Here is a 23,693-nt window from a genome sequence, read left to right on the forward strand (position 1 = left end):
GCCACCCGCTACGACAAGACCGCCCTGTCCTTCGCCAGCTTCCTCAATCTCGCTGCCATCCGCAGGTGGTTGCCGCACTTTGTCAACGCAACCTAAATGAACGATCGGATTCGGGTTTCAAGTTAAGTCGTTCGAATGACCACTTTGCTGGCGCTCTGTTGACATGCAGCTTCGTGCGGGCTGAACGACAGCTTCTATCAGAACCGGGCGTTCACCGAAGCTGATATGAACGACCGGATCTAGCGCTAGCCGCCGACCGTACTTTCATGTGGCCAATGGGATTATGGAAGCCGGCCAGTGGGAAGCCGCAAGTTCGGGGTCGCCAGTTGAACGAGGCGTTTGAAGGGCAGGCGCCCCAGCCTTGCACGGGTGAGCGACTGATCGACAGATCGCCTCGCACATTGCGAAGCGGCTTGCTCGTCCACATCTTTCCACTATATTGAGACACATGAACAAACCCATGACCCTTAACGTCCGCATCGGCGGCACGCTGGGCGATTTCGTTGCCACCAATGTCGGCGACCAGGGTGCCTATGAGAATGTCAGCGAATATGTTCGCGACCTGATCCGCCGCGACAAGGAGCGAACCGAAGCCGAGCAGTTCGACCGGCTCAAGGCCGAGCTGACCCGGGCCTTCGCCGCGCCCCAATCCAGCTATGCGCCGCTCGATGCGGACTCGGTGATCGCGCGTAACCGTCGGGGCTGACATGACCGGCTTCACGGTCTCGCCAAGCGCCGGGCAACGCCTCGACGAGATCTACGTCTATACCCGCGATACCTGGGGCGAAGCGCAAGCGGAAACCTATGTGCGGGAGCTCTTCGGGGGCTTCGACCGTATCGTGTGCCGCGATCAGGTCTGGCGCGCGGTGCCGGCCGAGTTTGGCGTGGACGGCCTCTACTGCCGGCACGCGCATCATTACGTCTATTGGCGCCACTTCGCCGATGGCACGGTCGGCATCGTGACGATCCTGCATGAGCGGATGCACCAGATGGATCGCTTCCGCGAAGACAGTGCGCCCTAATCAACCACCCGAGGCTTCCGACACCTGCTTGGGTCGTCGCGATCGGCAAGGAGTGGGCACCAATTGCCCGACGGCTCAGCGCCCATTTCAGACCCTCATTGCAATATGGCCTGATCCTAGAAGCGGCCCTTCATTCATGCGCGCCGATCCGGCTTCGGCTGAGCAAATTTCGAGTCTCCAATCCGTGCGCTGGGAATGATCGAAGCCCCAGTTACCGCTACACTCTGCCAAGGATGCGCTCAAGTCGGAGAAGCCAGTGGGTTGCCGAGCGTCACGTCCGTGCCGCTCTCGACACGGCGAAACTATCCTCCAGCATCTGGAACCGCGTGATGCAGTCACCGGACGTGGTGAGGATGATCGCAAAATCGGTTTCGACGACCTTCTCGGTTGCCTTAATCCGGGAGGCGATTTCTCCGACGATCACGGCGCGTGTGTCGTTCGCCAGGATGTCCGCGACGTCGAAACTCAGGGGCTCCGTTAGTGACCGTATGGCGGTGATGAAGTTGACGACCGCAGGGTGGCCCGTCCGACGGCCCACCCACGGCAGCACGCCGTCATCCCCGGGGATTTCAAACAGAGCATCGTCGCTGAACATGGCCGCGATCGTTTCAGCAGGCGATCCGTCACCGATCGCGGCGAGGAGGCGTTGCGCCAGGACGATGCTGTTCGGCTGCGCCATGCCCTTCCTCCCGCTCCGGCGTCAGACGCCACGATAAACAAGCGCGGTGAAGAGCTTGCCATCGATGACCGACCTGCCCCATTTCACGTCGAAGGCGGCGGCCGGGTGTGCGGCCTGCACCTCCTCCAGCGACTTGCCCTGTGACTTGAGCGAAGACACGCGGGCGCGGACGCTGACCAGCATGTCGCGGAAGGCGACCAAGGCGGTGCGATCGCCCACCGGGCCATGTCCCGGTATGACAACCGTGCGTGCGCCGACCATCGCGATGTTGGCATTGGCGGCGGCGATGGCGCCGTCGATGCTACCGCCAGTCACATAGTCGATGAACGGATACATGCCGTTCCAGAAGGTGTCGCCGGTCTGGAGGATGTCGGTCTTTTCAAACAGGGCCGCAAGATCGCCATCGGTATGGCCCGGACGATAGTGCCGGATCCGCACCGTCTCGCCATCGAAGCGGAGCAGCTTGTCACCCGTGAGCACGGAGTTCGGCAAATCCTTCGTCAGGACCGGGGAGAAGCTGTGCCCCCATTCGACGACGCGGATCGTCTGGGTGAACCGCTGCACCGCCAGCTTGTCGGCGATCAACGTGGCACCGGCGGCACGGCCCCAGCCATCGCCGTCGCCATGATCCCAATGCCAGTGGGTGATGATCGCGTAATGCACCTGCCCCGACCGGCGCCGCGCCGAGATTGAGAATGGCGGCGGCCATGAGAATATCCCCTTCGTCGCCGCCCGTCAGCCACAAGGCGTCGCGCGGATGCCGGATTATGGAGAGGATCGCGCATCGCTCGGTCTCCCGATGGTGGATGGCTGGCCGGGTCAGTTGTCGTCGAGATGACGGCCGAGGAAGCTGCGCATCAGCGGCACCATCTCGTCAAGCTTGTCCTCGAGCGCGAAATGGCCGGTGTCGAGCAGATGCAATTCGGCCTCCGGCAAATCGCGCAGGTAGGGCGTCGCGCCGTCGGCCGGGAAGATGAAGTCGTTCTTCCCCCACAGGATAATCATCGGCGGCTTGTGCTGCCGGAAAAAGGCCTGAAAATCGGGGTAGAGGGGGACGTTCGTGCCATAGTCACGGAACAGGTCGAGCTGGATGTCGCGATTGCCCGGGCGGTCGAGGAGCGCCTGGTCATGCGCCCAATTGTCGGGATCGATCCGCGAGACGTCGCTGACGCCATCGACATACTGGAATTTGGTGGTCTCCGGCGTGACCAGCACATTGAGTGCCTCGCGACGCTCTTGAGAGTTATCCGCCCAATAGGCTTTGATCGGATCCCAGAAGGCCTTCAGCCCCTCCTCATAGGCATTGCCATTCTGGACGATGAACGCGCTCACGCGCTCCGGATGCTTCAGCGCGAGCCGGTATCCAATCGGCGCGCCGTAATCCATGACGTACATCGCGTAGCGTGACACTCCCAGTTGCTGGAGCAGGCCGTCCATAAGGTCGGCATAATGGCCGAAGCTGTACTCGAAGGCGGCGTGATCCGGCGCTGCGCTGTGCCCGAAGCCCGGATAGTCCGGCGCGATGACATGGTATTTGTCTGCAAGAAGCGGTATCAGATTGCGGAACATGTGGGAGGATGTCGGGAAGCCGTGCAACAGCAGTACGACCGGTCCGTCAGACGGGCCCGCTTCGCGATAGAAGATTTCGACCCCGCCCACTGTCGCCGTTCGATAATGCGTGACCGGGTTGCTCGATGCGTGGTGCAGAACGTTCGATGCAGTCATCGTCGGTCTCCCTTGGCATGGCGAGTCATGCCTTGAGGAGAGCGTAGGCGGCTGCCGGGGAGATCAGAATGCCCGAAATACGGCAACCTAGCTTCCACAGCCCGAAACCATGATCGATCGGCTCGACACGATGCGCGTCTTCGTGACGGCGCTCAACGAGGGGAGCCTTGCCAGAGCCGGCCAGCGTCTCGGCCGCTCGCCAGCCGCCATCACGCGCGCGATCGCGGCGCTGGAGAGCCATGTCGGCACGATCCTGCTGCACCGAACGCCCCGCCGGTTGCAGTTAACCGAGGCCGGTGAGCGCTATGTCGCGGTCTGTCGTCATGTCCTGGCGCAACTCGACGAGGCGGACCGCTCTGCGACGGGCGAAGGAATGGTACCCCACGGCATACTGACGGTGACGGCGCCAGTCATGTTCGGTACGCGCATCCTGCGCCCGATCGTCGGCGAGTTCCTGAGCAAATATCCTGCGGTGCAGGTGCGCTACCTCCTGCTCAACCGCATGACCAACCTGGTCGATGAAGGGATTGATGTCGGCCTGCGCATCGCGCCGCTACAGGACTCGGCGCTGATCGCCTTGAAAATCGGCGAAGTCCGCCGCGTCTTGTGCGCGTCGCCCGCCTATCTTGCCCGTAGACGGGCGCCGGAGACGATCTCGGATCTTGCAGGCCATGACTGCATCGCCATCGAGCCCACCAGCGCCGAGGATATCTGGAGCTTTCCGCCGTTGCGTGGACGCAAGATGGCCCGGACGGTCAGGGTTCGGCCGCGGCTCATGGTCAATGCCGACGAAGCAGCGGTGAGCGCCGCAGTGGATGGAGAAGGCATCGTCCGGATACTGAGCTACAAGATCCAGCAGGAGGTGTTGGACGGGAAGCTTGTCATTCTTCTGCCAGACGATCAGCCCCCGCCGGTTCCCGTTCACCTGATCGCCTCAGAACATCGTCTGGCTCTCACCAAGGTTCGTGCCTTCATGGATTTCGCCGGCGAGCGGTTGCGAGCAAGCTTCAGGGCAACGGAAACGCTGGCTCCTGTGCACGAGCTACGCGGAGTGGCCTGATAACCGGGCCTCGCAAAGGACACTGTTCTCCCTTCGCGCACCAGTAAGCCGCTCCGTCTCAAAGGTTCGCGCCGTCGGCGAAGCTGTTTCAGGGCGGCAATCGATTCCGCCCAGCGACTTGAAGAGTGCTCGCGCCAGCTTTGCGCCCCAAGTCAGCCATTGCAGCGGGCCCGCCGATCACCTGAAAGCAGACCAGCGTCCAACCAATCCGCTGTGATGTCGCCCCGATGTCCCTCCGGCGCCAGTGCAGCACGGAGGGCTTCCAGCAGAGGTGGCAGCGCCTGCGTGAAGGCATGGGGCGGATTGACTATGAAAAGGCCCGCACCGTTATAGATGCCGGGCTGATCGGTATCATGCAACCAATGCTCCACCGACAAGAATTTCGGGATACCGAGCTTGCGCAACTTGTCCTTCCACCGCTGATGCGTGGCGCGGTCTTTCAGCGGATACCAGATCACCGTCACGCCATGCGCCCATTTGCGGTGCGCCGCGGCGAGGGTGGCTGTGATGCGGGCGCGTTCGTCTGTCTGCTCGTACGGCGGATCGACCACCACCACGCCGCGACCGGTACGGGTCGGGAGCATCGCCAGCCAAAGCTCATAGGCATCGCGCTCATGCACGGCAGCAGGCGTGTCGCGCATCGCGCCGCGCAGGGCACTGGCGTCATCGGGATGCTTTTCATTGAGGATCAGCAAGTCCTGCGGGCGCAGGAGCTGCGCCAGGAATCGCGGCGAGCCGGGGTAGAGGCGCGGCTCTGCCCCGACATTCACCGCCTGTACGGCGGCGCGATAGTCGTCCAACAAGGGGTTCGGGTCGGCAAAAGCCCGCAGCACGCCTTGTGCGGCTTCGCCGGTGCGCTGGGCCTGCTCGCCGCCAAGGTCGTAGAGCCCGCAGCCGGCATGGGTGTCGATCAGGGTCAACGCGCCCTGTTTTTGCTGCAAGGCCCGGACGAGAGCGATCAGCAGGCTATGCTTCACGACATCGGCGCTGTTGCCGGCATGGAAGGAATGGCGATAGTTCATTGAAATCCAAAACCCTGCCGATCTGTTTTTGTACGAGGTGCTCGACGAGGAAGCCACCAATCCGGAGCTCGTATGCGCCGCGCGGAAGGCGTCAAAGCCCCTCTGAGCGAAGCCTCAAATCAGCTTTCGCGGTAGGCGGCAACCGGCAGCAGGCACGGCTGTGATCCTCAATCCCGCCAGCCGGTTCCCATTCACCCACCAATCTGCGTCATCGGTCATACGTGCCGCTGGCACTTTTGCCCAAGGTGGAGGCCTCCTCGAACTGGCCCGGCGCGATCCCGGCGACAGACCAGTCGCCGATCGACCAGCGCACCAGCCTCAGGGTGGGCAACCCGACCGCCGCCGTCATTCGGCGCACTTGCCGGTTACGCCCTTCGCGGATGGTGATTTTCAGCCAGTTGTCGGGGATGGCCTTGCGCTGGCGTATCGGCGGATCGCGCGGCCACAGGTCTGGCGCGTCGATACGAGCAACATCGGCAGGCAGGGTCATGCCATCCTTGAGCCGGACGCCCCGCCGCAAGCGCTCCAGTTCCAGCTCCTGCGGATCGCCTTCGACCTGCACAAGGTAGGTCTTGGGCAGCTTGAAGCGTGGATCGGAAATTCGCGCCTGCAGCCGCCCTTCATCGCATAGCAGCAGCAGGCCCTCGCTGTCCCGATCGAGCCTTCCGGCGGGATAGACGCCCTTCACCACAATGAAGTCCGACAATGTCGACCGAACCGTTGGCGATCCGCGGTCGGTGAATTGCGATAAGACCCCGAAGGGTTTGTTGAACAGCAGCAGCCGGGTCATGCTGCGCTCATATCGTTCGGCTGCGGATATGTCTCCTGGCGCATGCCGCCGCCGGAGAGGCTGCGCGCGCCAGCCCCAACCCGGAGGCTGTCGGTCGGCTTTCCTGTTTTCTCAGCGAGGATCGGCCGTTCCACTATCGGCCAGAGTTTGCCGAAAACGGACCGCCGGAAATCGGCCAAGATCGGCCAGCGCTACGATGCGGACAGCCGATCTCGCATGTGATCCAGTGCGCGTCAAAGGACGGGTTTATGGTGCCCGCGTTCTCGCGGCGACGCCTACCCTCGAGTCGTTCCCCGCGTCGTTTGCGCCTGTAGCGAGAGTCTGGTACAACATTGAACCGAACTGGAAAATTATTGCGTTAGCTCAGTATCTTACGGAGTGTGCGCTGTGGGGCCCGAATCCTGCCGCCCCAGCCAGATGGCGCCCTCGATGGGAGCCGCCGGCCGACGCGCCCGCTCCCGCATCTGACCCCGCCGATCGGTTACGGCGATCGGCGGCGGCCGGCGATCAGTGCGAACACGCACAGGGACGAAAGCCAGGCCATCGCCGCGGCGGAGGCCAGGGCGATCGAAAATCCCCATGAATAAGCCCGGTGCGCCGTCGCGAGCGCGGCCTGGGCGGCGGGGGCCGATAGCCCCGAGACGAGAGCATCGACATTGCCGGCGACCACCGCATCGGCCAGATCGCGCAGCGATGCCGGGGCGGCGGAGCCTGTCTGGATCGCCGAACGGGCGGCGGAGGCCAGGACGCTGCTCAGCAAGGCAAAGCCGAGCAGGATGCCCGAGAAACGCGCCGTCGTGCTGATGCCCGACGCCATCCCCGCCCGGTCGCGCGGGAGGTTGTTCATGATGGCCTTCTGAGTTTCGCCGTTGAGCAGGCCGCCGCCGCTGCCCAGCACCGCCATGCCCGTGAGGATGAGCGGCCAGCTTCCCGATAAGGCCCCCCACGCCGTCAGCGCGTTGCCCAGCCCGGTGAGGGCGAGGCCGGTTGCGAGGATGCCCGCCGACGTCATGCTTCGGCTCAGCAGGCGGCCGATCTGGGGGAAGATCAGCATCGCGAAGGCGAAGGGCGACATCGCGATGCCGGCCCTGATCGCCGTCAGCCCCAGGCCGTTCTGGAGGAAGGGCGGAAGCAGCGTGGCCATGACCTGCGCGCACGCCGCATAGGCGAACATCGCCCATACCGCCCCGATCAGGCGGCGATTGGCGAACAGCCTCAGGTCGAGCATCGGCCGATCCTGGGCGCGCTCGATCGCGATGAACGCGGCCAATGCGACGGCCCCGCCGATCAGGCCGGCAAGGCATCGGGCGGAGCCCCAGCCATGAGCCGGCCCGCTGATGAGGCCCCAGGTCAGCGCGAACATCGCCACCGCGAACGAAAGGATGCCCCCCGGATCGAGGCTTCGCGCGGCTTCGTCCCGCGATTCCGGGACATATCTCCGCACCGCCCCGCCGAGCGCGATGCAGATCGGGACATTGATGTAGAAGGCCCAGCGCCAGCCGAGCAGATAGGCGATGAGGCCGCCGGTGATCGGCGCGAGCACCATCGTCAGCCCCATGATGGCGCCCCAGAGCGCCCAGGCGCGATTGCGCGCCGCCTCCTCGTGGAAGCCGTGCGCGATGATCGCCAGCGCCGACGCCAGCAGGAAGGCGGCCGCTCCACCCTGCAAGGCGCGCGCGAGATAGAGCAGCGGTGCCGACGGCGCGATCCCGCACAGCAGCGAGGAGATGGCAAAGCCGGCGATGCCGAGGAGAAACACCCGCCGCCGCCCGAAGCGGTCCGCGATCGCGCCCGCCGGGAGCAGCAGCGACGCGAAGCAGAGGACATAGGCGCTGACGACCCATTCGATATCGGCGAAGCTCGCCCCAAGGTCGCGCGCGATCCCCGGCAACACGACGGCGACGATATTGGCGTCCAGGACGGTCATCGCGCAGCCCGCCGACGCGGTCAGCAGCAGGAAAAGCTCCGGGCGCGAGGCCCTGGCATGGGCGGTCGGGCGCATATCGCGATGATAGTCCATGAACGCTCCATGCCTTCCCATGGGCTTGCCCGTCATTGTTGCATTTCGAGGCTTCTGTTAGGAAAAAACTAATAGAGGAGGGACGGATGGAGCTTCGCCATCTGCGCTATTTCGCGGTGCTCGCGGAGGAGCTGCATTTCGCCCGCGCGGCCGAAAGGCTGAACATCGCCCCGCCGACCCTCACGGTGCAGATTCAGGAGATCGAGCGGCGGCTGGGCACGCCCCTGCTCGTCCGCACGCGCCGGTCGGTGGCGTTGACACAGGCCGGCGCGATCTTCCTGCACGAGGCGCGGCAGGTGATCGCCCGCTTCGAGCGCGCCGAGACGATCGGGCGCCGCGCCGCGCAGGGGCAGATCGGGCGCCTCGACATCGGCTATGTCGGCTCGGCGGCCTATTCGGGCGTGCTACAGGAGCAGGTGCGGCAGTTTCGGCGAACGCACCCGGATGTCGACGTCCATACCCGCGAGCTGGTGATGGAGGAATTGCCGGAACGGGTGCGGACGGGGGAGGTGGACGTCGGCTTCGTGCGCCTTCCGATGGCGTTGCCCGAGGGGCTGGTCAGCCGCACCGTGCTGCACGATCATTTCTGTCTGGCGCTGCCGCCCGATCATCGGCTGGCACGGCAGGCGGAGAATCCGTCGCCGCGCCAACTGGCCGGCGAGCCCCTCGTCGTGCCCGAGCAGCTTGCCGGAACCGACGAGATCGCGCGGCGGGGAGGGTTCACCCCCATCATCGTCGCCCGGCCGGGGCGGATGTCGGCGGTTTTGATCGAGGTGTCGCTGGGAACCGGCGTGTCGATCGTGCCGAGCAGCGTGCGGGATGTCCTGCGGCTGCCCCATCTGTGCTTCCGGGATATCGCGGGCAAGCCGGTTCCGTCCGAAGTCGCGGCGATCTTCCGGGCCGAGGGCACGGTGATCGCCGGGATGTTCGTGGGGCAGCTCGGCGAGGGATAGCCCGGTCGGTTCATCCGTCGCTGACCGGATGATCGGCCAGCATCTCGATCGCCCGGACCATCGCGGAATGATCCCAGCCCCCGCCGCCTCTGGCGACGCAGGCGCCGAAGAGCTGCTGGGCGGAGGCCGTATGGGGAAGCGCCATGCCGAGCGCGCGCGCGCTGCCCAGCGCCAGCCCCAGATCCTTCTGATGCAGTTCGATGCGGAAGCCGGGATCGAAGGTGCGCCGGATCATGCGCTCGCCATGCACCTCCAGCACGCGCGAGGCCGCGAAGCCGCCCATCAGCGCCTCGCGCACCCTCGCCGGATCGGCGCCGGCCTTCGACGCGAAGGTGAGCGCCTCGGCCACCGCCTCGATATTGAGCGCGACGATGATCTGGTTGGCGACCTTGGCGACCTGCCCGTCACCCACCCCGCCGACGAGGGTGATGTTCTTCCCCATCCGCTCGAACAGCGGCCGCACGCGTTCGAAGACGTCGGCCTTGGCGCCGCACATGATGGTGAGCGCGGCATTCTTCGCGCCGACCTCACCGCCCGATACCGGCGCATCGACATAGTCGCAGCCCAGCGCCTCGATCTTCCCGGCGAAGCGGCGGGTGGCGATCGGATCGATCGAACTCATGTCCACCACGCATCGCCCGGCACTCAGGCCCTGCGCCACGCCGTCTTCGCCGAACAGGATGCGCTCGACGTCCGGCGTGTCGGGCAGCATCAGGATGACGACCTCGGCGCCCTCCGCCACCTCGCGCGGGGAGGCGCACGCCCTGGCGCCGCCCGCCAGCAATTCCGGGGGCAGGGGGGAGCGGTGCCGCACCAGCAGCAGCTCGTGGCCCGCGGCCTGGAGATGGCCCGCCATCGGCCGGCCCATGATCCCCACTCCGATGAATCCGATCTTCATATGCGCTGCTCCTGGCGATCAGGCGAGATAGGGCTTGGCCCAGCCGAGGCCGGAGGCGGTGTCGCCGGCAGGTTTATATTCGCAGCCGATCCAGCCGCCATAGCCCAGCGCCTCCAGCCGCCCGAGCAGCCAGGGATAGTTGATCTCGCCGGTGCCGGGCTCGTTGCGGCCCGGATTGTCGGCGAGCTGGATATGGCCGATCCGGGGCAGCAGCCGCTCGATGGTGCGGGCGATGTCGCCCTCCATGATCTGCATATGGTAGATGTCGTAGAGCAGCCTGACGTTCGGCCGGCCGGCCGCGTCGATGATCTCCAGCGCGGCGGCGGTGGTGTCGTAGAAATAGCCGGGCATGTCGACCTTGGTGTTGATCGGCTCCAGCACCAGCGTGATGCCGTCCGCCGACACCGCGTCGGCCGCCAGCCGGATATTGTCGACGAGGGTCCGCGTGCAGGCCGCGCGATCGGCGCCGGGGGCGATCTTGCCGGCCATCAGGTGCAGCGTCCTGCACCCCGTCGCGCGGGCATAGTCCAGCGCGACGCCGATGCTGCGGCGGAACTCGTCGACGCGGGCGGGATCGGCGCCATAGCCCCGGTCTCCCGCCGCCCAGTCGCCCGGCGGCATGTTGAAGAGGGCGGCGGCGAGGCCGTGGCGCCGGAGCCGCTCCGCCACCTCCGCCGCCGGGGCGACATAGGGCTCGACGCACTCGATCGCCCTGAAGCCCGCCGCCGCCGCCGCGTCGATGCGCTCCAGAAAGGGCCGGTCGGTGAACAGCATGGAGAGATTGGCGGCCAATCGGGTCATGAAGTGCCTCCCTGGGGCAGAATGAGGATGGCGCGGAAATCGTTCACGTTGGTGCGCGTCGGCCCGGTGACGAGCAGGTCGCCGAGCTTCGCGAAGAAGCTGCCGCTGTCGTGGCCGGCGAGATGGGCGGAAGGATCGAGCCCCGCCGTCCGGGCGCGGGCCAGCGTGTCGGGCGCGGTGACGGCGCCCGCCGCGCCGCCGTTCGCGCCATCCTCGCCGTCGGTGTCTGCGGACAAGGCCCAGATGGCGGGATGGCCATCCACCGCGCAGGCGAAGGACAGCATGAACTCGGTGTTGCGTCCGCCGCGCCCGGTCGGCCCGCCGGTCAGCGTCACGGTGGTCTCCCCGCCGGAGAGCAGCACCGTCGGCCGATCGACGGGCCGCATGGCCATCGCCGCCAGATCGGCGCCCAGTTGCCGGCTCTCGCCTTCCAGATCGTCGCCCAGGATCAGCGGCGTGATCCCCTCCCGCCGCGCGGCGGCGGCGGCGGCTTCCAGCGCGGCGGCGGGCGTGCCGATCAGGCGGAATTCCTGCCGCACCGGCGTCGGCGGCCGGGTGGGGCGCTGAAGCAGCCGGCGCACGGCGGCTTCCGGCAGGCCGGCGCCCAGCACGCGCACCACCTCCTCAAGATCGGTGTCGGCATGGGGATCGGGAACCGACGGACCGGAGGCGATCGACGCCACGTCGTCGCCCGGAATGTCGCTGATGCCGAGGGTCAGGACGCGCGCCGGCGCGGCGGCTTCGGCCAGCTTGCCGCCCTTGATCGCGGAGAGGCGGCGGCGGACGATGTTCATCGTGCGGATGTCGAGGCCGGAGGACAGCAGCGCGCGATTGACCGCCTGCTTGTCCGCCAGCGTCAGCCCTTCCGCCGGCAGCGCCATCACCGAGGAGCCGCCGCCCGAGATCAGCACCACCACCAGATCGTCCGGCGTCAGGCCGGAGACGGCGGCCAGTATCTCGCGCGCGGCCGCCTCGCTGTTGGCGTCGGGCACGGGGTGGGCGGCCTCGCGCACGACGATGCGCCGGGTCGCCATGCCATAGCCGTAGGGCGTGACGACCACGCCCGACAGCGGCACGTCGGGCCAGGCGGCCTCGAGGGCGACCGCCATCGAGGCGGCGGCCTTGCCCGCCCCGACGACGACGCAGCGCCCTTCCGGCGGGGGCGGGAGGTGCGCGGCCAGAATCCGTGCCGGATCGGCGCTCGCGATCGCCGCGTCGAGCATCGTCCGCAGGGCGAGGCGCGCGCGGCGATCGGTCCAGCCGCCGGGCGGCTCGATATGGGCCGTCATGCCGAGGCCGGCGGATGCGGCGGGGGCAGAAGGCAACGGTCTTCCATAAATGCTGGATCCTTCAATCAGGCGAAATCGACGGCGACGACCTCATGCATCTCCAGCCGTGGCACTTGCACGACGATGCGGTCTCCGTCGCGCCGCGCTTCGACATCGCGGCCCGCTTCCAGCAGGCGGACGCGCTTCGGGCTGGTGCCGGGCGGCAGTTGCAGGGTCACCTCATAGGGGCCGACGGGCAGGATTTCCCGCATGAAGCCCTTCATCGCCATGGGGTTGGTGAGGTTCACCAGATGCGCCGCGACGGACTTTTCCTGCCGCCAGTAGCTGATGTCGACCATGCCGGCGCCGGAGACGGCCATCGGTTGCGGTTCGTTCGCGGCCCACAGCACGGCGTTGCGCAGCAGGGCGAAATGATCCTGGTTGGCGCATTCCCAGAAGGTCCGGTCGAGATCGAACGGGAAATAGACGACCCGGCCCTTGCCGAAGCTCCGCGCATAGACCATCGGCACGTCGGTCTGCGCGACGGTGGGGAAGACATTCTCCATCGGCAGATCGGGATAGCTCGGCACCAGCGTCAGGGCCGGCTTGCCCAGCCCGGCGCGCGGGGTGACCGAGACGAGGCGCGTGCCCGCCATGATGCGCGGCGTGTCGTCGAACCCGGCCGTCATCGGATTGGGTCCGCGCACCGTCATGTAGGAGTTCTGCACGCGCGGGGCGACCTTGCCCGCGAAGTCGCAGCCGAACAGGTCGGCGAGGGCGAAGTTGGCGCGGCGCTTGCCCCATTCGTCGTAGAGCGAGGTCTCGTCAGTGGCGACGATCGCGCCGCCGCGGTTCACATAATCGCGGATCTGCGCGCATTGCCGATCGGAGAGCGCGGCGATGTTGGCCAGCACCAGCACCTTGTAGCGGCCGATATATTCGGGTTCGAGCTGCCGCTCGTCGGCGAAGCTGAACGGAATGCGGGCTTCGACCAGCGCCTGATAATAGCCGTTCGCCGCATCGTCCGCGCCGGAATGCAGCGACTGGACGTCCTGCGGGCCGGCGCCGCCGGTGTCGGCCGGAGCGTTCGCGCGATAATAAGTGGAGGTCTGCGCCGACTGGAGCATGGCGACGCGGGCCAGATTCTCCGTGTTGCGGAAATAATCCTCGTTCTCCGCGTGCCAGACATAGGCTTTCTCGACCGCCGGCACCCAGCGCTTGTCGAACACCTCCGCCTTGAACTTGGTCATCCACGGGCGGAAGCCCTGCGCCAGCCCGTCGTGCAGATAGGCGCTGATCTCCGGATTGGACTGCGTCGAGTCCATCCAGCGATAGGGCGTCGACGTCTCGCCCACCGCGAAGATGCCGCTCATCGGCCTGTCCTGCATCAGGCAATAGGTTTCCTTGGCGCTCCGCCCGTTGAGCCACGCCGCGTTCTGCCCGCTGCGCCCCTGCCTGTCGGCATAGATGGAGCGGATCGTCTGGCGCAGCCGCTTGGGGTCCAGCCGGCCCCAGCTTCCCGGCGTGAAGAAGGCCTGCGGATTGACCGCGCTGACCGTATCGCCCCACAGCTTGAGCTGGGCGTAGCGCTTCTCGTCGTCCCAGACGAGATAGGCGCGCACCACCTTGTCCTGAGGGTCGGCGAGCGAGCGCGGGATGTCGAAGCCGCTGGCGCGCCTGAAATCCGTCTTGCAGACGTCGCAGTGGCAGATGCCGGCGCTGCCCGCCCAGCGATTGCCGAAGATCGCGTCGACCGGATAGGTGCCGACGATCTCCTTCAGAATCTGGGGCATCCATTCGAAGGTCACCGGGCCGTTGGGGCAGGTGAGGTAAAGCTCCGGGTCGGTCGGGTGCCGCTTGGGCTGGCCGTCGGCGGTGCGCGCCACCCATTCGGGGTGGGCGGCCAGCGCATCGGCCCGCATCGCGTGCGGATCGACCCGCCCCAGCACCCGGATGCCCATTTGCTTGCAGGAATGGGCGAGGTCGCCGAACATGTCGCCCGAGCCCAGATAAGGGCTGCGATGATGATAGGGCACCCTGGTCGGATAGAAGGCGGTCACGCCGCCGGCGCTGAGGCACACCCCCTGCGTCCGCGTGCGGCGCAGGAAATCGATCCAGAACTGCTTGTCGTAACGGGCGGGATCATCCTCCGTCGCGCAGATCTGCACCCAGCGCATCGGCCCCCATTCCCAGCCCTTGCCCGGTGGCGGCGCGGCCAGCGCGGCGCCCGATCCCGCCAGCGGCAGCCCGGCGGCGAGGCCGGCCGTCGCCATGCCCGCCATCATCTCGCGCCGGCTCGGCGTCATGTGGTTCCCGGTCATGTCCTGTCTCCCCTCCTGCTGTTCGGCCATCACCAGCGAATCCGCGCGCCGATGCCGAGATCACGCCCGACGAAATCGTAGAAGCTCGATGCCGATGCGGCGCCCGCCCGGACGATGGTGTTCTCGGCCAGAAGAGGGGGGTCTTTGTCGAACAGGTTTTCGACCTTGGCATAGAGCTGGAAATGCTCGTTGATCCGATACTCCACCGACAGGTCGACGTAGAAGATGCCCTTGTAATGATCCTTGTTGATGTCGAGCGGGCCGTAGGTGTTGTCGTAGTTGCCGCCGCCCACATAGTTGCCGAGGACGCGGAAGAGCGCCGGCCCCTTCTCGAAGATCAGGGTGGTGGCCGAACGCCACTTGGGCACCGCGTTGGTGCCGGTCAACTGGCCGGCGGTGTCGACGGTGACCCCGTTCGACACCGTGATGAGGTGGGCGACATAGGTCGCGACCTCCGACAGGCTCAGGTCTGCGCCGATCCCGTCGAGCGGGATATGGTAGGACGCCGCCATGTCGAGCCCGCGCGTCTTGAGAACCTGCGCGTTGAAGGTGGTCGTCTGCACCTGCGTGATCGTGCCCGCCCCGTTGCGGGTGACCGCCGAGCAGAACTCCGACGCGCCGGCGGCGCAGCGATCGAGCACTTCCTGCGCGCCCAGCGTGGTGATCGCGCCATCCAGCTTGATGTCGAAATAATCGACGGAGGCCTGGAAATTGGGAAGGAAGCTCGGCTGGAGCACCACGCCCGCCGTGAAGGTGTGCGCCACCTCCGGCTTCAGATCGGGGTTGCCGCCCGAGCTGGTGGCGACGACGACGGACTGGTTGTTGGTCCGGTCGATCACGGCCGTGCCCTGACGGATCGTGGTGGCGGCAAACAGCTCGTTGATCGTCGGGGCGCGGAAATCGCGCGAATAGCTGCTGCGGAAGCGGATCGAGTCGTTCACCGCCCAGGTGCCGCCGACCTTCCACACGCCCGTGCTGCCGCTGGTGCTGTAATCCACATAGCGGCCGGCCAGATCGAGCTGGACCTTCTTGGCGAACGGCAGATCCCTGAGCAGCGGGACGCCCATCTCCAGATAGACCTCCTTGACGGTGACGGCCCCGTGATAGGGCGCGGAACTCGCCTGCCGCCAGCCGTTGATGGCGGAAATCGGGTCCGAGGTGAGATGCACCGTCTCGCGCCGGGCCTCGGCGCCAACCGCCGTCGCCACCGGGCCGGCCCAGGTTTCGAAGAGATTGCCCTTGGCGTTCAGATTGCCGTCGATCTGCGTCGAGATCGCGCGGATGTAGGATGTGCCGGTGACATAGGCGGCCGCCTCGGGCGAGACGCTGTTCAGGCCGAAGGGGTTGGCCGCCACGCAGCCATTGTTCGGATTGGTCAGCGTCGACCGGCAGATCGGCGTCCCGCCCGGCCCGATCACCGAATCGAGGGCGTTGGTCCAGTTGGCGTTGATGCGGTTGTTGAGGCTGACATTGCTATATTTGGCCCAGGTGTAATTGACGTTCCCGTCCCACGACCAGTCGGCGAACAGCCCGCCCTTCAATCCGCCGGACGTGCGGATGTAGGTGTCCGTCGTCGTGTTGTCGTCGATGCCGGTTTCCTGATTGAGCCGGCCCATGTTGAACGACTTGATGTTGTTGGCGACCATGATGTCGCGGATATTCGTGGGCAGGAAGGCATTGTCCTGCTGGATGACGATATCGCCATTGTTGTAGTTATAATTGTTGGTCTGGTGCTGCTTGGTGCGCGCCGCCAGCACGTCCAGATGGCCTTGCAGGGCGGGCGAGAAGTCGTAGGTCGCCCGCGAATAGCCGTTGATCCGCTGGGTGGAGGGCTGGAGCACCGCGAAATCCGGTTGCAGTTCCAGCCCTTCGCCGCCCTGCATCCACACGGAGCTGACGTTGGTGCCCTGCACGAACTGGCTCTGCGCGCCATTGACGCCGAACTGGATGTTCTTGAGCGGGCCGTTGCTGGTGATGACGCCGCCATAGGTCATCGACGACAAGCGGGCATCCGGCACGATCAACTGGCGATACTGGCCGTTGGTGGGCGTGTAGGCGGAGTTCGGGATCAGCGTGACGCCTCTCGAACCCCAGGCCCGGCTGCCCTGATAGAGGATGTCCGGCTGGTCGAAATAGGAGCCCGCGATCACGAAGTGGCCCTTGTCGCCGGCGAAGCGCGTCCCCCAGGCGACGTTGACGGTATAATTCTCCGCATCGCCGTGCTGCGAGATATTGTTCTGGCCGTCGACCTTCAGGCCCGTGAGATTGCCGTCGAGGAAGACGTTGACCACGCCGCTGACCGCGTTGGAACCGTAGACCGAGGACGCGCCGCCGGTCACGATCTCCATGCGCTGGATCAGCGGGGCCGGCAGCAGGTTGACGTCGAAGCCGCCGGTCGGGCTGGAATTCATCACCCTCTGCCCGTCGATCAGCACCAGCGTGCGGGTCGCGCCGAGCGAGCGGAGATCGAAGGTCGCGGTGCCGACGTCCGTCGCCGAGCCGTTGTTCCGGTTGGGCCGCAGGGACGGCAGATCGCGCAGCAGGTCGACCACCGTCGGCGCGGCCTTGGCCTCGAGCTGCTTCTGGCTGATCGCCGTGACAGGCGTCGGCGTTTCGAACGGCGATCGGGCGATCCGGCTGCCGGTGATGACGATCTCCTGGCTGGCCGGTTGATCGCCGCCCGCGGGCGCGGCCTGAGCCACGGTCAGCGGCGGCGGTGGTGCGCCTGCCGCGGCCGTGATCTGGGCCATGGCGGGTGTGGTGAACGCGACGATGCTGATGCCGGCCAGAAGCCCGGCCAAACGATGGGCCTTCTCCATCTCTCTCCCCTTCGCAGTACGGCGTACCGCCCCCCGGGTGCTCACGAGCACCGGCTCACTTTTTGAGCTTTCGCCATTTGGCTAACATTTATGACCATGAGTCGCAATGGACAAAAATGATGACCGAGATTGACCGGGTTTCAACGAAATGAGAGATGCTGAGGCCTTCGGAATTATGGGGTTAGAGAAGACCATGTCGTCGATCAGGCCGGCCAAGCTGGCCGATGCAATTGCCGAGCATATCCAGCAACTGATCCTGGAAGGCGCCCTCCAGCCCGGCGAGCGTCTGCTGTCGGAGCGGGATTTGTCCGCCAAGCTCGACGTCTCGCGCCCCTCGCTGCGCGACGCGCTCGACAAGCTGGTGGGGCTCGGGATGCTGACCACGGACGGGAACGGCGCTTCCTATGTCAGCGAATCGATCGGCCGATCCCTGCGCGATCCGCTGGTGCTGCTGATGGACGATCCCGAGGCGCGGCTGGACTGCATGGAGTTCCGGCTGGTCGTCGAGGCGGCGGCGGCGGCCTATGCCGCTGAAAGGGCGTCGGAAATCGACCGCGATCTGATCGTGGAGCGCTATGAGGCGATGGTCGCCGCGCATGAAAGGCGTGATGTCGACGAGATCGCGCGGGCGGATGCCGAGTTCCACTTCGCCATCTATGAGGCGAGCCACAATCTGATGATGCTCCACTTCATGCGGAGCCTCGAAAGCCTGTTGCGGTCGAACGTCTATCTCAACCGCAAGAACCTGTTCGAGCATCGCACGGAGGGGGATTCGCAGCTCGTGGAGCATCGCGCGATCTTCGATGCGATCATGGCGCGCGACCCCGAGGCGGCGCGCGCCGCCGCGCAGGCGCACATGATCTCCACGATACGGACCCAGCGCGCCATCCACGAGGCGGAACGCCGTCGCGAGGCCTCGATCCGGCGGCTGGCCCGCAACGATCTGGTGGCTCCGCGCGCCCGAAAGCCCCGGAAACCCTGATCGCGGTGGCGAGCCGAGGCACGATCCTCCCCCTTCTTGCCGGGTCCGAAAATTTTACCGGTTGATCGAACCGGCGGTCCAGAATATCGATTGGTAAGAAAAAGTGACCGCAGTCGATATGAGCGGGCTGCGCACCGGGGAGGTGCCGAATGTTTCATCAACTCGTCGAACCTGTCAGCGGCAGCCTCGCGCTCTCTTTCCTGGTGGCGGCGATTCCGATCGCCATCGTGCTGGTGCTGCTGGGCGTCCTGCGGCGGCCGGCATGGCAGGCCTCCGCCGGGGGGCTGATCGTCGCGCTGGTGCTGGCGGTGGCGGTCTGGAAGCTGCCGCTCCTGCTCGGGCTGGACAGCATCGCCGCCGGCGCCACCTTCGCCCTGTGGCCGGTCATGTGGATCGTCTTCAACGCGCTGGTGCTCTACAACGTGGCCGTGAAATCGGGCTGCTTCGATGCCTTCCGCAACTGGCTGGTCGCGCATCTGCCCGATGACCGCCGCGTCGTGCTGGTGGTGATCGGTTTCTCGTTCGGCTGCCTTCTGGAAGGGGTGGCCGGGTTCGGCACGCCGATCGCGATCACCAGCGCCCTGCTGATCGGGCTCGGCTTTCCGGCGATCGAGGCGCTGGTCTTCACGCTCATCTTCAACACGGCGCCGGTGGCCTTCGGCGCGCTGGGGGCGCCGGTGACGACGCTGGCCGCCGTCACCCAGCTTCCCGACCAGATGCTCGGCGCGATGATCGGCCGGCAACTGCCGTTCATCGCGGTGCTTCTGCCCTTCTATGTGATCGTCGCCTATGGTGGCCTTCGCGCGCTGCGCGGCGTGTGGCCGGTGCTGCTCGTGGCGGGAGGGTCGTTCGGCATCGCCCAGTTCCTGTCCGCCAACTATCTCGGCTATGCGCTGACCGACGTTCTGTCGTCGCTGATCTCGCTGGCGGTCACGCTGGGGTTCGTGCGGGTGTGGCGGATGACGCCCGATCCGGCCTTCGCGCTCGCGATCCCGCCCCAGCCGGTCACGGAGCCGGCGAGCGAGGCCGGGACGTGGCGGGGCTGGACGCCCTGGCTCATATTGTCCGTCACGGTCATCGCGTGGCTGCATCTGAAGCTGCCGCTGCTGGGTGAGATGCAGGTGCGGTGGCCGGGCCTCCATAACGCGGTGTTCATCACCACTTATGGCAAGCCTTATGCTGCGATCTGGTCGTTCCAGCCGCTCGCGGCGGGCACCGCCATCCTGCTCGCCTCGATCATCACCTGCCTGCTCGTCGGGTTGAGCGTGGCGGAGTTCGGGCAGGCGATGCTGCGCTCGTTCCGGCAGGTGAGGCTGCCGGCGATCACCACCATGCTGATCGTCGGGCTGGCCTATCTGATGAACTATTCGGGCATGGCCTATACGCTGGGCGTGGGCATCGCATCGGTCGGCGCGCTGTTCCCGCTGGTATCGGCCTTTCTGGGCTGGCTGGCGGTGTTCCTGTCGGGCAGCGACACCTCGGGCAACGCCCTGTTCGGCAATTTGCAGGTGGTCGCGGCGCGGCAGCTCGATCTGAGCCCGATCCTGATGGCGGCGACCAACTCCTCCGGCGGCGTGATGGGCAAGATGGTCTCGCCGCAGAATATCTGCACGGGGACGGTCGTCACCGACCTGAGCGGCCGGGAAGGGGAGGTGCTGGCGCGGACCTTCAAGCACAGCATCGCGCTGACGCTCCTGCTGGGCCTGCTGGTGCTGCTCCAGCAATATGTGTTCCCGGCGATCATCCCGCACTGATGGGCGGGAAAAGCCGGACAGGTCTTTCGAGGCCCGTCCGGCTCATCGGTCGTAAGGGTCAGGCCGCTTCGGCGATCTCGTCCTCGGCGGGCAGGCGGATGAGATAGTCGAACGCCGCCAGCGACGCCTTGGAGCCTTCGCCCATCGCGATCACGATCTGCTTGTAGGGCACGGTCGTGCAGTCGCCCGCCGCGAAGATGCCGGGCTGGGAGGTCTCGCCGCGGTGATCGACCTCGATCTCGCCCCGCGTGGACAGCGCCACCGCGTCCTTCAGCCATTCGGTGTTGGGCACCAGGCCGATCTGGACGAAGATGCCCTCCAGCTCGATCTCGTGCACCGTGTCGTGGTTGCGATCCTTGTAGGTGAGCGACGTCACCTTCTCGCCATCGCCCTTCACCTCGGTGGTGAGCGCGGAGGTGATGACCTTCACATTGGGCAGGCTGGCGAGCTTGCGCTGCAACACCGCATCCGCGCGCAGATCGCGGTCGAACTCGATCAGCGTCACATGCGCGACGATGCCGGCAAGATCGATCGCCGCTTCGACGCCCGAATTGCCGCCGCCGATCACCGCCACGCGCTTGCCCTTGAACAGCGGGCCGTCGCAGTGCGGGCAATAGGTGACGCCCTTGTTGCGATAGGCATCCTCGCCCGGCACGTTCATCTGCCGCCAGCGCGCGCCGGTGGAGAGGATCACGGTGCGGGCCTTCAGCGTCGCGCCGCTCTCCAGCGTCACTTCGTGCAGGCCGCCGATCGTCTTCGCCGGCACCAGCTTCGCCGCCTTCTGGAGGTTCATCACGTCGACCTCATAATCGGCGACATGCTGCTCCAGCGCGGTGGCGAGCTGCGGGCCTTCGGTGTGCTTCACCGAGATGAAATTCTCGATCGCCATGGTGTCGAGCACCTGGCCGCCGAAGCGCTCCGCCGCGATGCCGGTGCGGATGCCCTTGCGCGCCGCATAGATCGCGGCCGCGGCACCGGCCGGGCCGCCGCCCACCACCAGAACCTCGAACGGCTCCTTGGCGGCGATCTTCTCGGCCGCGCGGGCCGAGGCGCCGGTGTCCAGCCTGGCGAGGATCTGCTCCACGTTCATGCGGCCCTGGCCGAAGGGCTCGCCGTTCAGGAAGATCGCCGGCACCGACATGATCTGCCGCGCCTCGACCTCGTTCTGGAAGGCGCCGCCCTCGATCGCGACATGGCGGATGCGCGGGTTGAGCACGCTCATCAGGTTGAGCGCCTGCACCACGTCCGGGCAATTCTGGCAGGTGAGCGAGAAATAGCTCTCGAAGGCATAATCGCCGTCGAGCGCCCGCACCTGCTCGATCACCTCCTGCGCGAGCTTGGAGGGGTGGCCGCCGACCTGGAGCAGCGCCAGCACCAGCGAGGTGAACTCGTGGCCCATCGGGATGCCGGCGAAGCGCACGCCGATATCGGTGCCCTTGCGGCGGATCATGAAGGAGGGGCGGCGCTTGTCGTCATCCTGGCGGACGACGTCCACGCTGTCCGAAAGTTCGGCGATCTCGCCCAGCAGCGCGAGCATCTCGCGCGACTTGGGGGAATCGTCGGCGGAGGCGATCAGCTCGATCGGCTGGGTGATGTTGGCCAGATAGGCCTGCAACTGCGTCTTCAGATTGGCGTCGAGCATGGTGCCCTCCTCCGGGGGAATGTCTGGCTGGTTTCGCGATAACCGTGGCGCGCGCCCACGGCTGACAGGAAGGCAGCAGGACGGGATGAGGGGTGGAGCCGGCCGCAGCCGGCTCCACGGCCGATCAGATCTTGCCGACCAGATCGAGCGACGGGGCGAGGGTGGTCTCGCCTTCTTCCCACTTGGCCGGGCAGACCTCGCCCGGATGCGCGGCGATATACTGCGCGGCCTTGATCTTGCGCAGCAGCTCGGCCGCGTTGCGGCCCACGCCCTCGCTGGTGATCTCGACGAGCTGGATCACGCCCTCCGGGTCAACCACGAAGGTGCCGCGATCGGCCAGGCCCTGGCCGGCGCGCAGGATGTCGAAATTGTTCGAGATCGTGTGGTTCTGATCGCCGAGCATGTAATAGTTGATCTTGCCGATGGCCGGCGAGGTGTCGTGCCACGCCTTATGGCTGAAATGGGTGTCGGTCGACACCGAATACACCTCGACGCCCAGCTTCTGGAGGGTCGGGTAGACGTCGGCGAGGTCTTCCAGCTCGGTCGGGCAGACGAAGGTGAAGTCGGCCGGATAGAAGAAGAACACCGCCCACTTGCCCTTGGTATCGGCATCCGTGACGGTGACGAACTTGCCTTCCTTGTAGGCCTGGGTTTCGAACGGCTTGATGGTCGTTCCGATAAGCGACATGTTAGCTCCTTAAGGCGGGTTGCAAGGCAGGTTGCGGGGGCAAACATAATGCACCGCAGCAAATCGCCAAGTCACTTATATCGAACCCATAGATCGAAGAAATCGATTAAGCGTGACCCGCCGCCTCGCTCATCGGGGGTTCAGCTTCAAGCCGATACTCCTGTCTTCGCGGACCGGGCCCCTCTGGCGGCGGCTTACCCCAAGCCCCGTGATGTCGGACCGCATCGAGCGCGCTCGGTGCTGGTTCGGAAATTGCCCTTCCACCCACACCGAGGCCTCGATCGAAGTCATTTCGATGGAGGACATTATGAACGCTCTGATCGAGCGCCTGATCGCCAGCCACCGCCGCCTGAACGGCGAGATCCGCCGCGAGCGCGCCCGGCTGGCGCCCGACGAATTGCGACTGACGCAGCTCAAGAAGCTGCGGCTGGCGACGAAGGACCAGCTTGCCCGGCACATCCCCGACGCCGCCGAGTTCCGGCGCGCGGCGCGGCGCCTGCTGGGCTCGCTGCGTGCCCGCCGCCTTGCCGCGCAGGAGGCCTGAGCCATGGAACGCATCCTTCTAAGGCCGCTGGCGACGCCCGACTATGACGCGGGCCTGCGCCGGCACATGATCGGCATCTATCGCGTAATGGCGCTCGGCCTGCTGGTGACGGCGGCCGTGGCGTTCGGCGTGGCGAGTTCGCCCGCGCTGACCGCGGCGATCTTCGGCACGCCGCTCAAATGGGTGGCGATGCTGGCGCCGCTGGCCTTCGTGATGCTCTTCTCCTTCCGCATCGAGCGGATGACGACGGCGTCGGCACGGCTGGCCTTCCATGGCTTCGCGGCGCTGATGGGCGTGTCGATGGCGAGCATCTTCCTCGTCTTCACCGCGACGAGCATCGCGCAGATGTTCCTCGTCGCGGCGACGATGTTCGCGGGCGTCAGCCTGTGGGGCTACACCACGGGGCGGGATCTCTCCCGCTGGTCGACCTTCCTGATGATGGGCCTGATCGGCGTCGTCGCGACGTCGCTCATCAACATCTTCGTGGGGTCGAGCGCGATCCAGACGCTCGTCTCCCTCGCCGGCGTGGCGGTCTTCACGGGGCTGACGGCGTGGGACACGCAGCGCGCCAAATCCGAATATCTCGCTTATGCGGGCTCGGAACAGGCGGAGAAGCTTCAGGTGATGAGCGCGCTCAGCCTGTATCTGAACCTCATCAACCTCTTCCAGCTCCTGCTCAATCTGGGCGGCGACCGGGAGAATTGA

The 23,693-nt window shown here is 66.1% G+C and carries 21 protein-coding genes; 8 read left to right on the top strand and 13 right to left on the bottom strand.

The window, feature by feature from the left end; translation table 11 throughout:
* The first annotated feature begins 448 nt into the window (after positions 1-448).
* On the top strand, positions 449-706 hold the full coding sequence (locus FHS98_RS17170) for a ribbon-helix-helix domain-containing protein (RefSeq protein WP_167108123.1): 258 nt from the start codon (positions 449-451) through the stop codon (positions 704-706).
* A 1-nt stretch (position 707) separates the two neighbouring features.
* Positions 708-1,022, top strand: a complete 315-nt coding sequence (locus FHS98_RS17175; protein WP_167108126.1) for a type II toxin-antitoxin system RelE/ParE family toxin — start codon at positions 708-710, stop codon at positions 1,020-1,022.
* A gap of 271 nt (positions 1,023-1,293) precedes the next feature.
* Here the strand turns inward: FHS98_RS17175 and FHS98_RS17180 are convergent, their stop codons facing one another.
* From FHS98_RS17180 to FHS98_RS17190, 3 genes are all read right to left on the bottom strand, one after another.
* Complete coding sequence (locus tag FHS98_RS17180) at positions 1,294-1,701, bottom strand: nuclear transport factor 2 family protein (protein WP_167108129.1); 408 nt, start codon at positions 1,699-1,701, stop codon at positions 1,294-1,296.
* A 21-nt stretch (positions 1,702-1,722) separates the two neighbouring features.
* Positions 1,723-2,418 (bottom strand): MBL fold metallo-hydrolase, encoded by a 696-nt coding sequence (locus tag FHS98_RS17185; RefSeq protein ID WP_341786098.1) that lies wholly within the window; start codon positions 2,416-2,418, stop codon positions 1,723-1,725.
* 102 nt (positions 2,419-2,520) lie between these two features.
* On the bottom strand, positions 2,521-3,426 hold the full coding sequence (locus FHS98_RS17190; protein ID WP_243848092.1) for an alpha/beta fold hydrolase: 906 nt from the start codon (positions 3,424-3,426) through the stop codon (positions 2,521-2,523).
* Between the two features lie 109 nt (positions 3,427-3,535).
* Between FHS98_RS17190 and FHS98_RS17195 the strand changes: the two genes are divergently transcribed.
* Positions 3,536-4,486: a LysR family transcriptional regulator gene (locus FHS98_RS17195; protein ID WP_208402349.1), complete on the top strand. Its 951-nt coding sequence runs from the start codon at positions 3,536-3,538 to the stop codon at positions 4,484-4,486.
* A 152-nt stretch (positions 4,487-4,638) separates the two neighbouring features.
* On the opposite strand, the gene FHS98_RS17200 is transcribed toward FHS98_RS17195, so the two are convergent.
* The 3 genes from FHS98_RS17200 to FHS98_RS17210 all read right to left on the bottom strand — a co-directional run bounded on the left by FHS98_RS17200 (position 4,639) and on the right by FHS98_RS17210 (position 8,318).
* Positions 4,639-5,508 (bottom strand): 23S rRNA (adenine(2030)-N(6))-methyltransferase RlmJ, encoded by an 870-nt coding sequence (locus FHS98_RS17200; RefSeq protein ID WP_167108132.1) that lies wholly within the window; start codon positions 5,506-5,508, stop codon positions 4,639-4,641.
* Between the two features lie 208 nt (positions 5,509-5,716).
* A complete protein-coding gene (locus tag FHS98_RS17205) occupies positions 5,717-6,298 on the bottom strand; it encodes a pseudouridine synthase (protein WP_167108135.1) in 582 nt (193 codons plus the stop codon).
* A 481-nt stretch (positions 6,299-6,779) separates the two neighbouring features.
* Complete coding sequence (locus FHS98_RS17210; RefSeq protein WP_208402350.1) at positions 6,780-8,318, bottom strand: MFS transporter; 1,539 nt, start codon at positions 8,316-8,318, stop codon at positions 6,780-6,782.
* Between the two features lie 86 nt (positions 8,319-8,404).
* On the opposite strand from FHS98_RS17210, the gene FHS98_RS17215 reads away from it, so the two are divergent.
* On the top strand, positions 8,405-9,271 hold the full coding sequence (locus FHS98_RS17215) for a LysR family transcriptional regulator (protein ID WP_167108138.1): 867 nt from the start codon (positions 8,405-8,407) through the stop codon (positions 9,269-9,271).
* 10 nt (positions 9,272-9,281) lie between these two features.
* Here FHS98_RS17215 and FHS98_RS17220 read toward each other — a convergent pair whose 3' ends face one another.
* The 5 genes from FHS98_RS17220 to FHS98_RS17240 all read right to left on the bottom strand — a co-directional run bounded on the left by FHS98_RS17220 (position 9,282) and on the right by FHS98_RS17240 (position 17,378).
* Positions 9,282-10,169: a 2-hydroxy-3-oxopropionate reductase gene (locus tag FHS98_RS17220; protein ID WP_167108140.1), complete on the bottom strand. Its 888-nt coding sequence runs from the start codon at positions 10,167-10,169 to the stop codon at positions 9,282-9,284.
* Positions 10,170-10,187: 18 nt separating this feature from the next.
* Complete coding sequence (gene otnI, locus FHS98_RS17225) at positions 10,188-10,970, bottom strand: 2-oxo-tetronate isomerase (protein ID WP_167108143.1); 783 nt, start codon at positions 10,968-10,970, stop codon at positions 10,188-10,190.
* Entirely contained in the window at positions 10,967-12,259 is a 1,293-nt protein-coding gene (locus tag FHS98_RS17230; RefSeq protein WP_167108146.1) for a glycerate kinase type-2 family protein, read from the bottom strand. Before FHS98_RS17230 ends, otnI begins: the two co-directional genes overlap by 4 nt.
* 65 nt (positions 12,260-12,324) lie before the next feature.
* Positions 12,325-14,559: an alpha-amylase family protein gene (locus FHS98_RS17235; RefSeq protein WP_167108149.1), complete on the bottom strand. Its 2,235-nt coding sequence runs from the start codon at positions 14,557-14,559 to the stop codon at positions 12,325-12,327.
* A 29-nt stretch (positions 14,560-14,588) separates the two neighbouring features.
* A complete protein-coding gene (locus FHS98_RS17240; RefSeq protein WP_167108152.1) occupies positions 14,589-17,378 on the bottom strand; it encodes a TonB-dependent receptor domain-containing protein in 2,790 nt (929 codons plus the stop codon).
* 193 nt (positions 17,379-17,571) lie between these two features.
* Here FHS98_RS17240 and FHS98_RS17245 point away from each other — a divergent pair, with 193 nt between their 5' ends.
* Together FHS98_RS17245 and FHS98_RS17250 are read left to right on the top strand one after the other, a co-directional pair.
* Positions 17,572-18,360: an FCD domain-containing protein gene (locus tag FHS98_RS17245; RefSeq protein ID WP_167108155.1), complete on the top strand. Its 789-nt coding sequence runs from the start codon at positions 17,572-17,574 to the stop codon at positions 18,358-18,360.
* A gap of 149 nt (positions 18,361-18,509) precedes the next feature.
* Positions 18,510-20,114: an L-lactate permease gene (locus tag FHS98_RS17250; protein WP_167108158.1), complete on the top strand. Its 1,605-nt coding sequence runs from the start codon at positions 18,510-18,512 to the stop codon at positions 20,112-20,114.
* A 58-nt stretch (positions 20,115-20,172) separates the two neighbouring features.
* On the opposite strand, the gene ahpF is transcribed toward FHS98_RS17250, so the two are convergent.
* Positions 20,173-21,756 carry an alkyl hydroperoxide reductase subunit F gene (gene ahpF, locus FHS98_RS17255; protein ID WP_167108161.1) on the bottom strand — a complete coding sequence of 528 codons (1,584 nt, stop codon included), beginning with the start codon at positions 21,754-21,756 and terminating at the stop codon, positions 20,173-20,175.
* Positions 21,757-21,880: 124 nt separating this feature from the next.
* Positions 21,881-22,444: an alkyl hydroperoxide reductase subunit C gene (gene ahpC, locus FHS98_RS17260; RefSeq protein ID WP_167108164.1), complete on the bottom strand. Its 564-nt coding sequence runs from the start codon at positions 22,442-22,444 to the stop codon at positions 21,881-21,883.
* 307 nt (positions 22,445-22,751) lie between these two features.
* Here ahpC and FHS98_RS17265 point away from each other — a divergent pair, with 307 nt between their 5' ends.
* Entirely contained in the window at positions 22,752-22,988 is a 237-nt protein-coding gene (locus FHS98_RS17265) for an HP1242/YdcH family protein (RefSeq protein ID WP_167108167.1), read from the top strand.
* Positions 22,989-22,991: 3 nt separating this feature from the next.
* The gene (locus FHS98_RS17270) at positions 22,992-23,693 is read left to right on the top strand and encodes a Bax inhibitor-1/YccA family protein (protein WP_167108170.1); all 702 of its coding nucleotides are present in this window, start codon (positions 22,992-22,994) and stop codon (positions 23,691-23,693) included.

The sequence above is a fragment of the Sphingomonas oligoaromativorans genome, from assembly GCF_011762195.1.
In the GTDB taxonomy this organism is placed as follows: Bacteria; Pseudomonadota; Alphaproteobacteria; order Sphingomonadales; family Sphingomonadaceae; genus Solisphingomonas; species Solisphingomonas oligoaromativorans.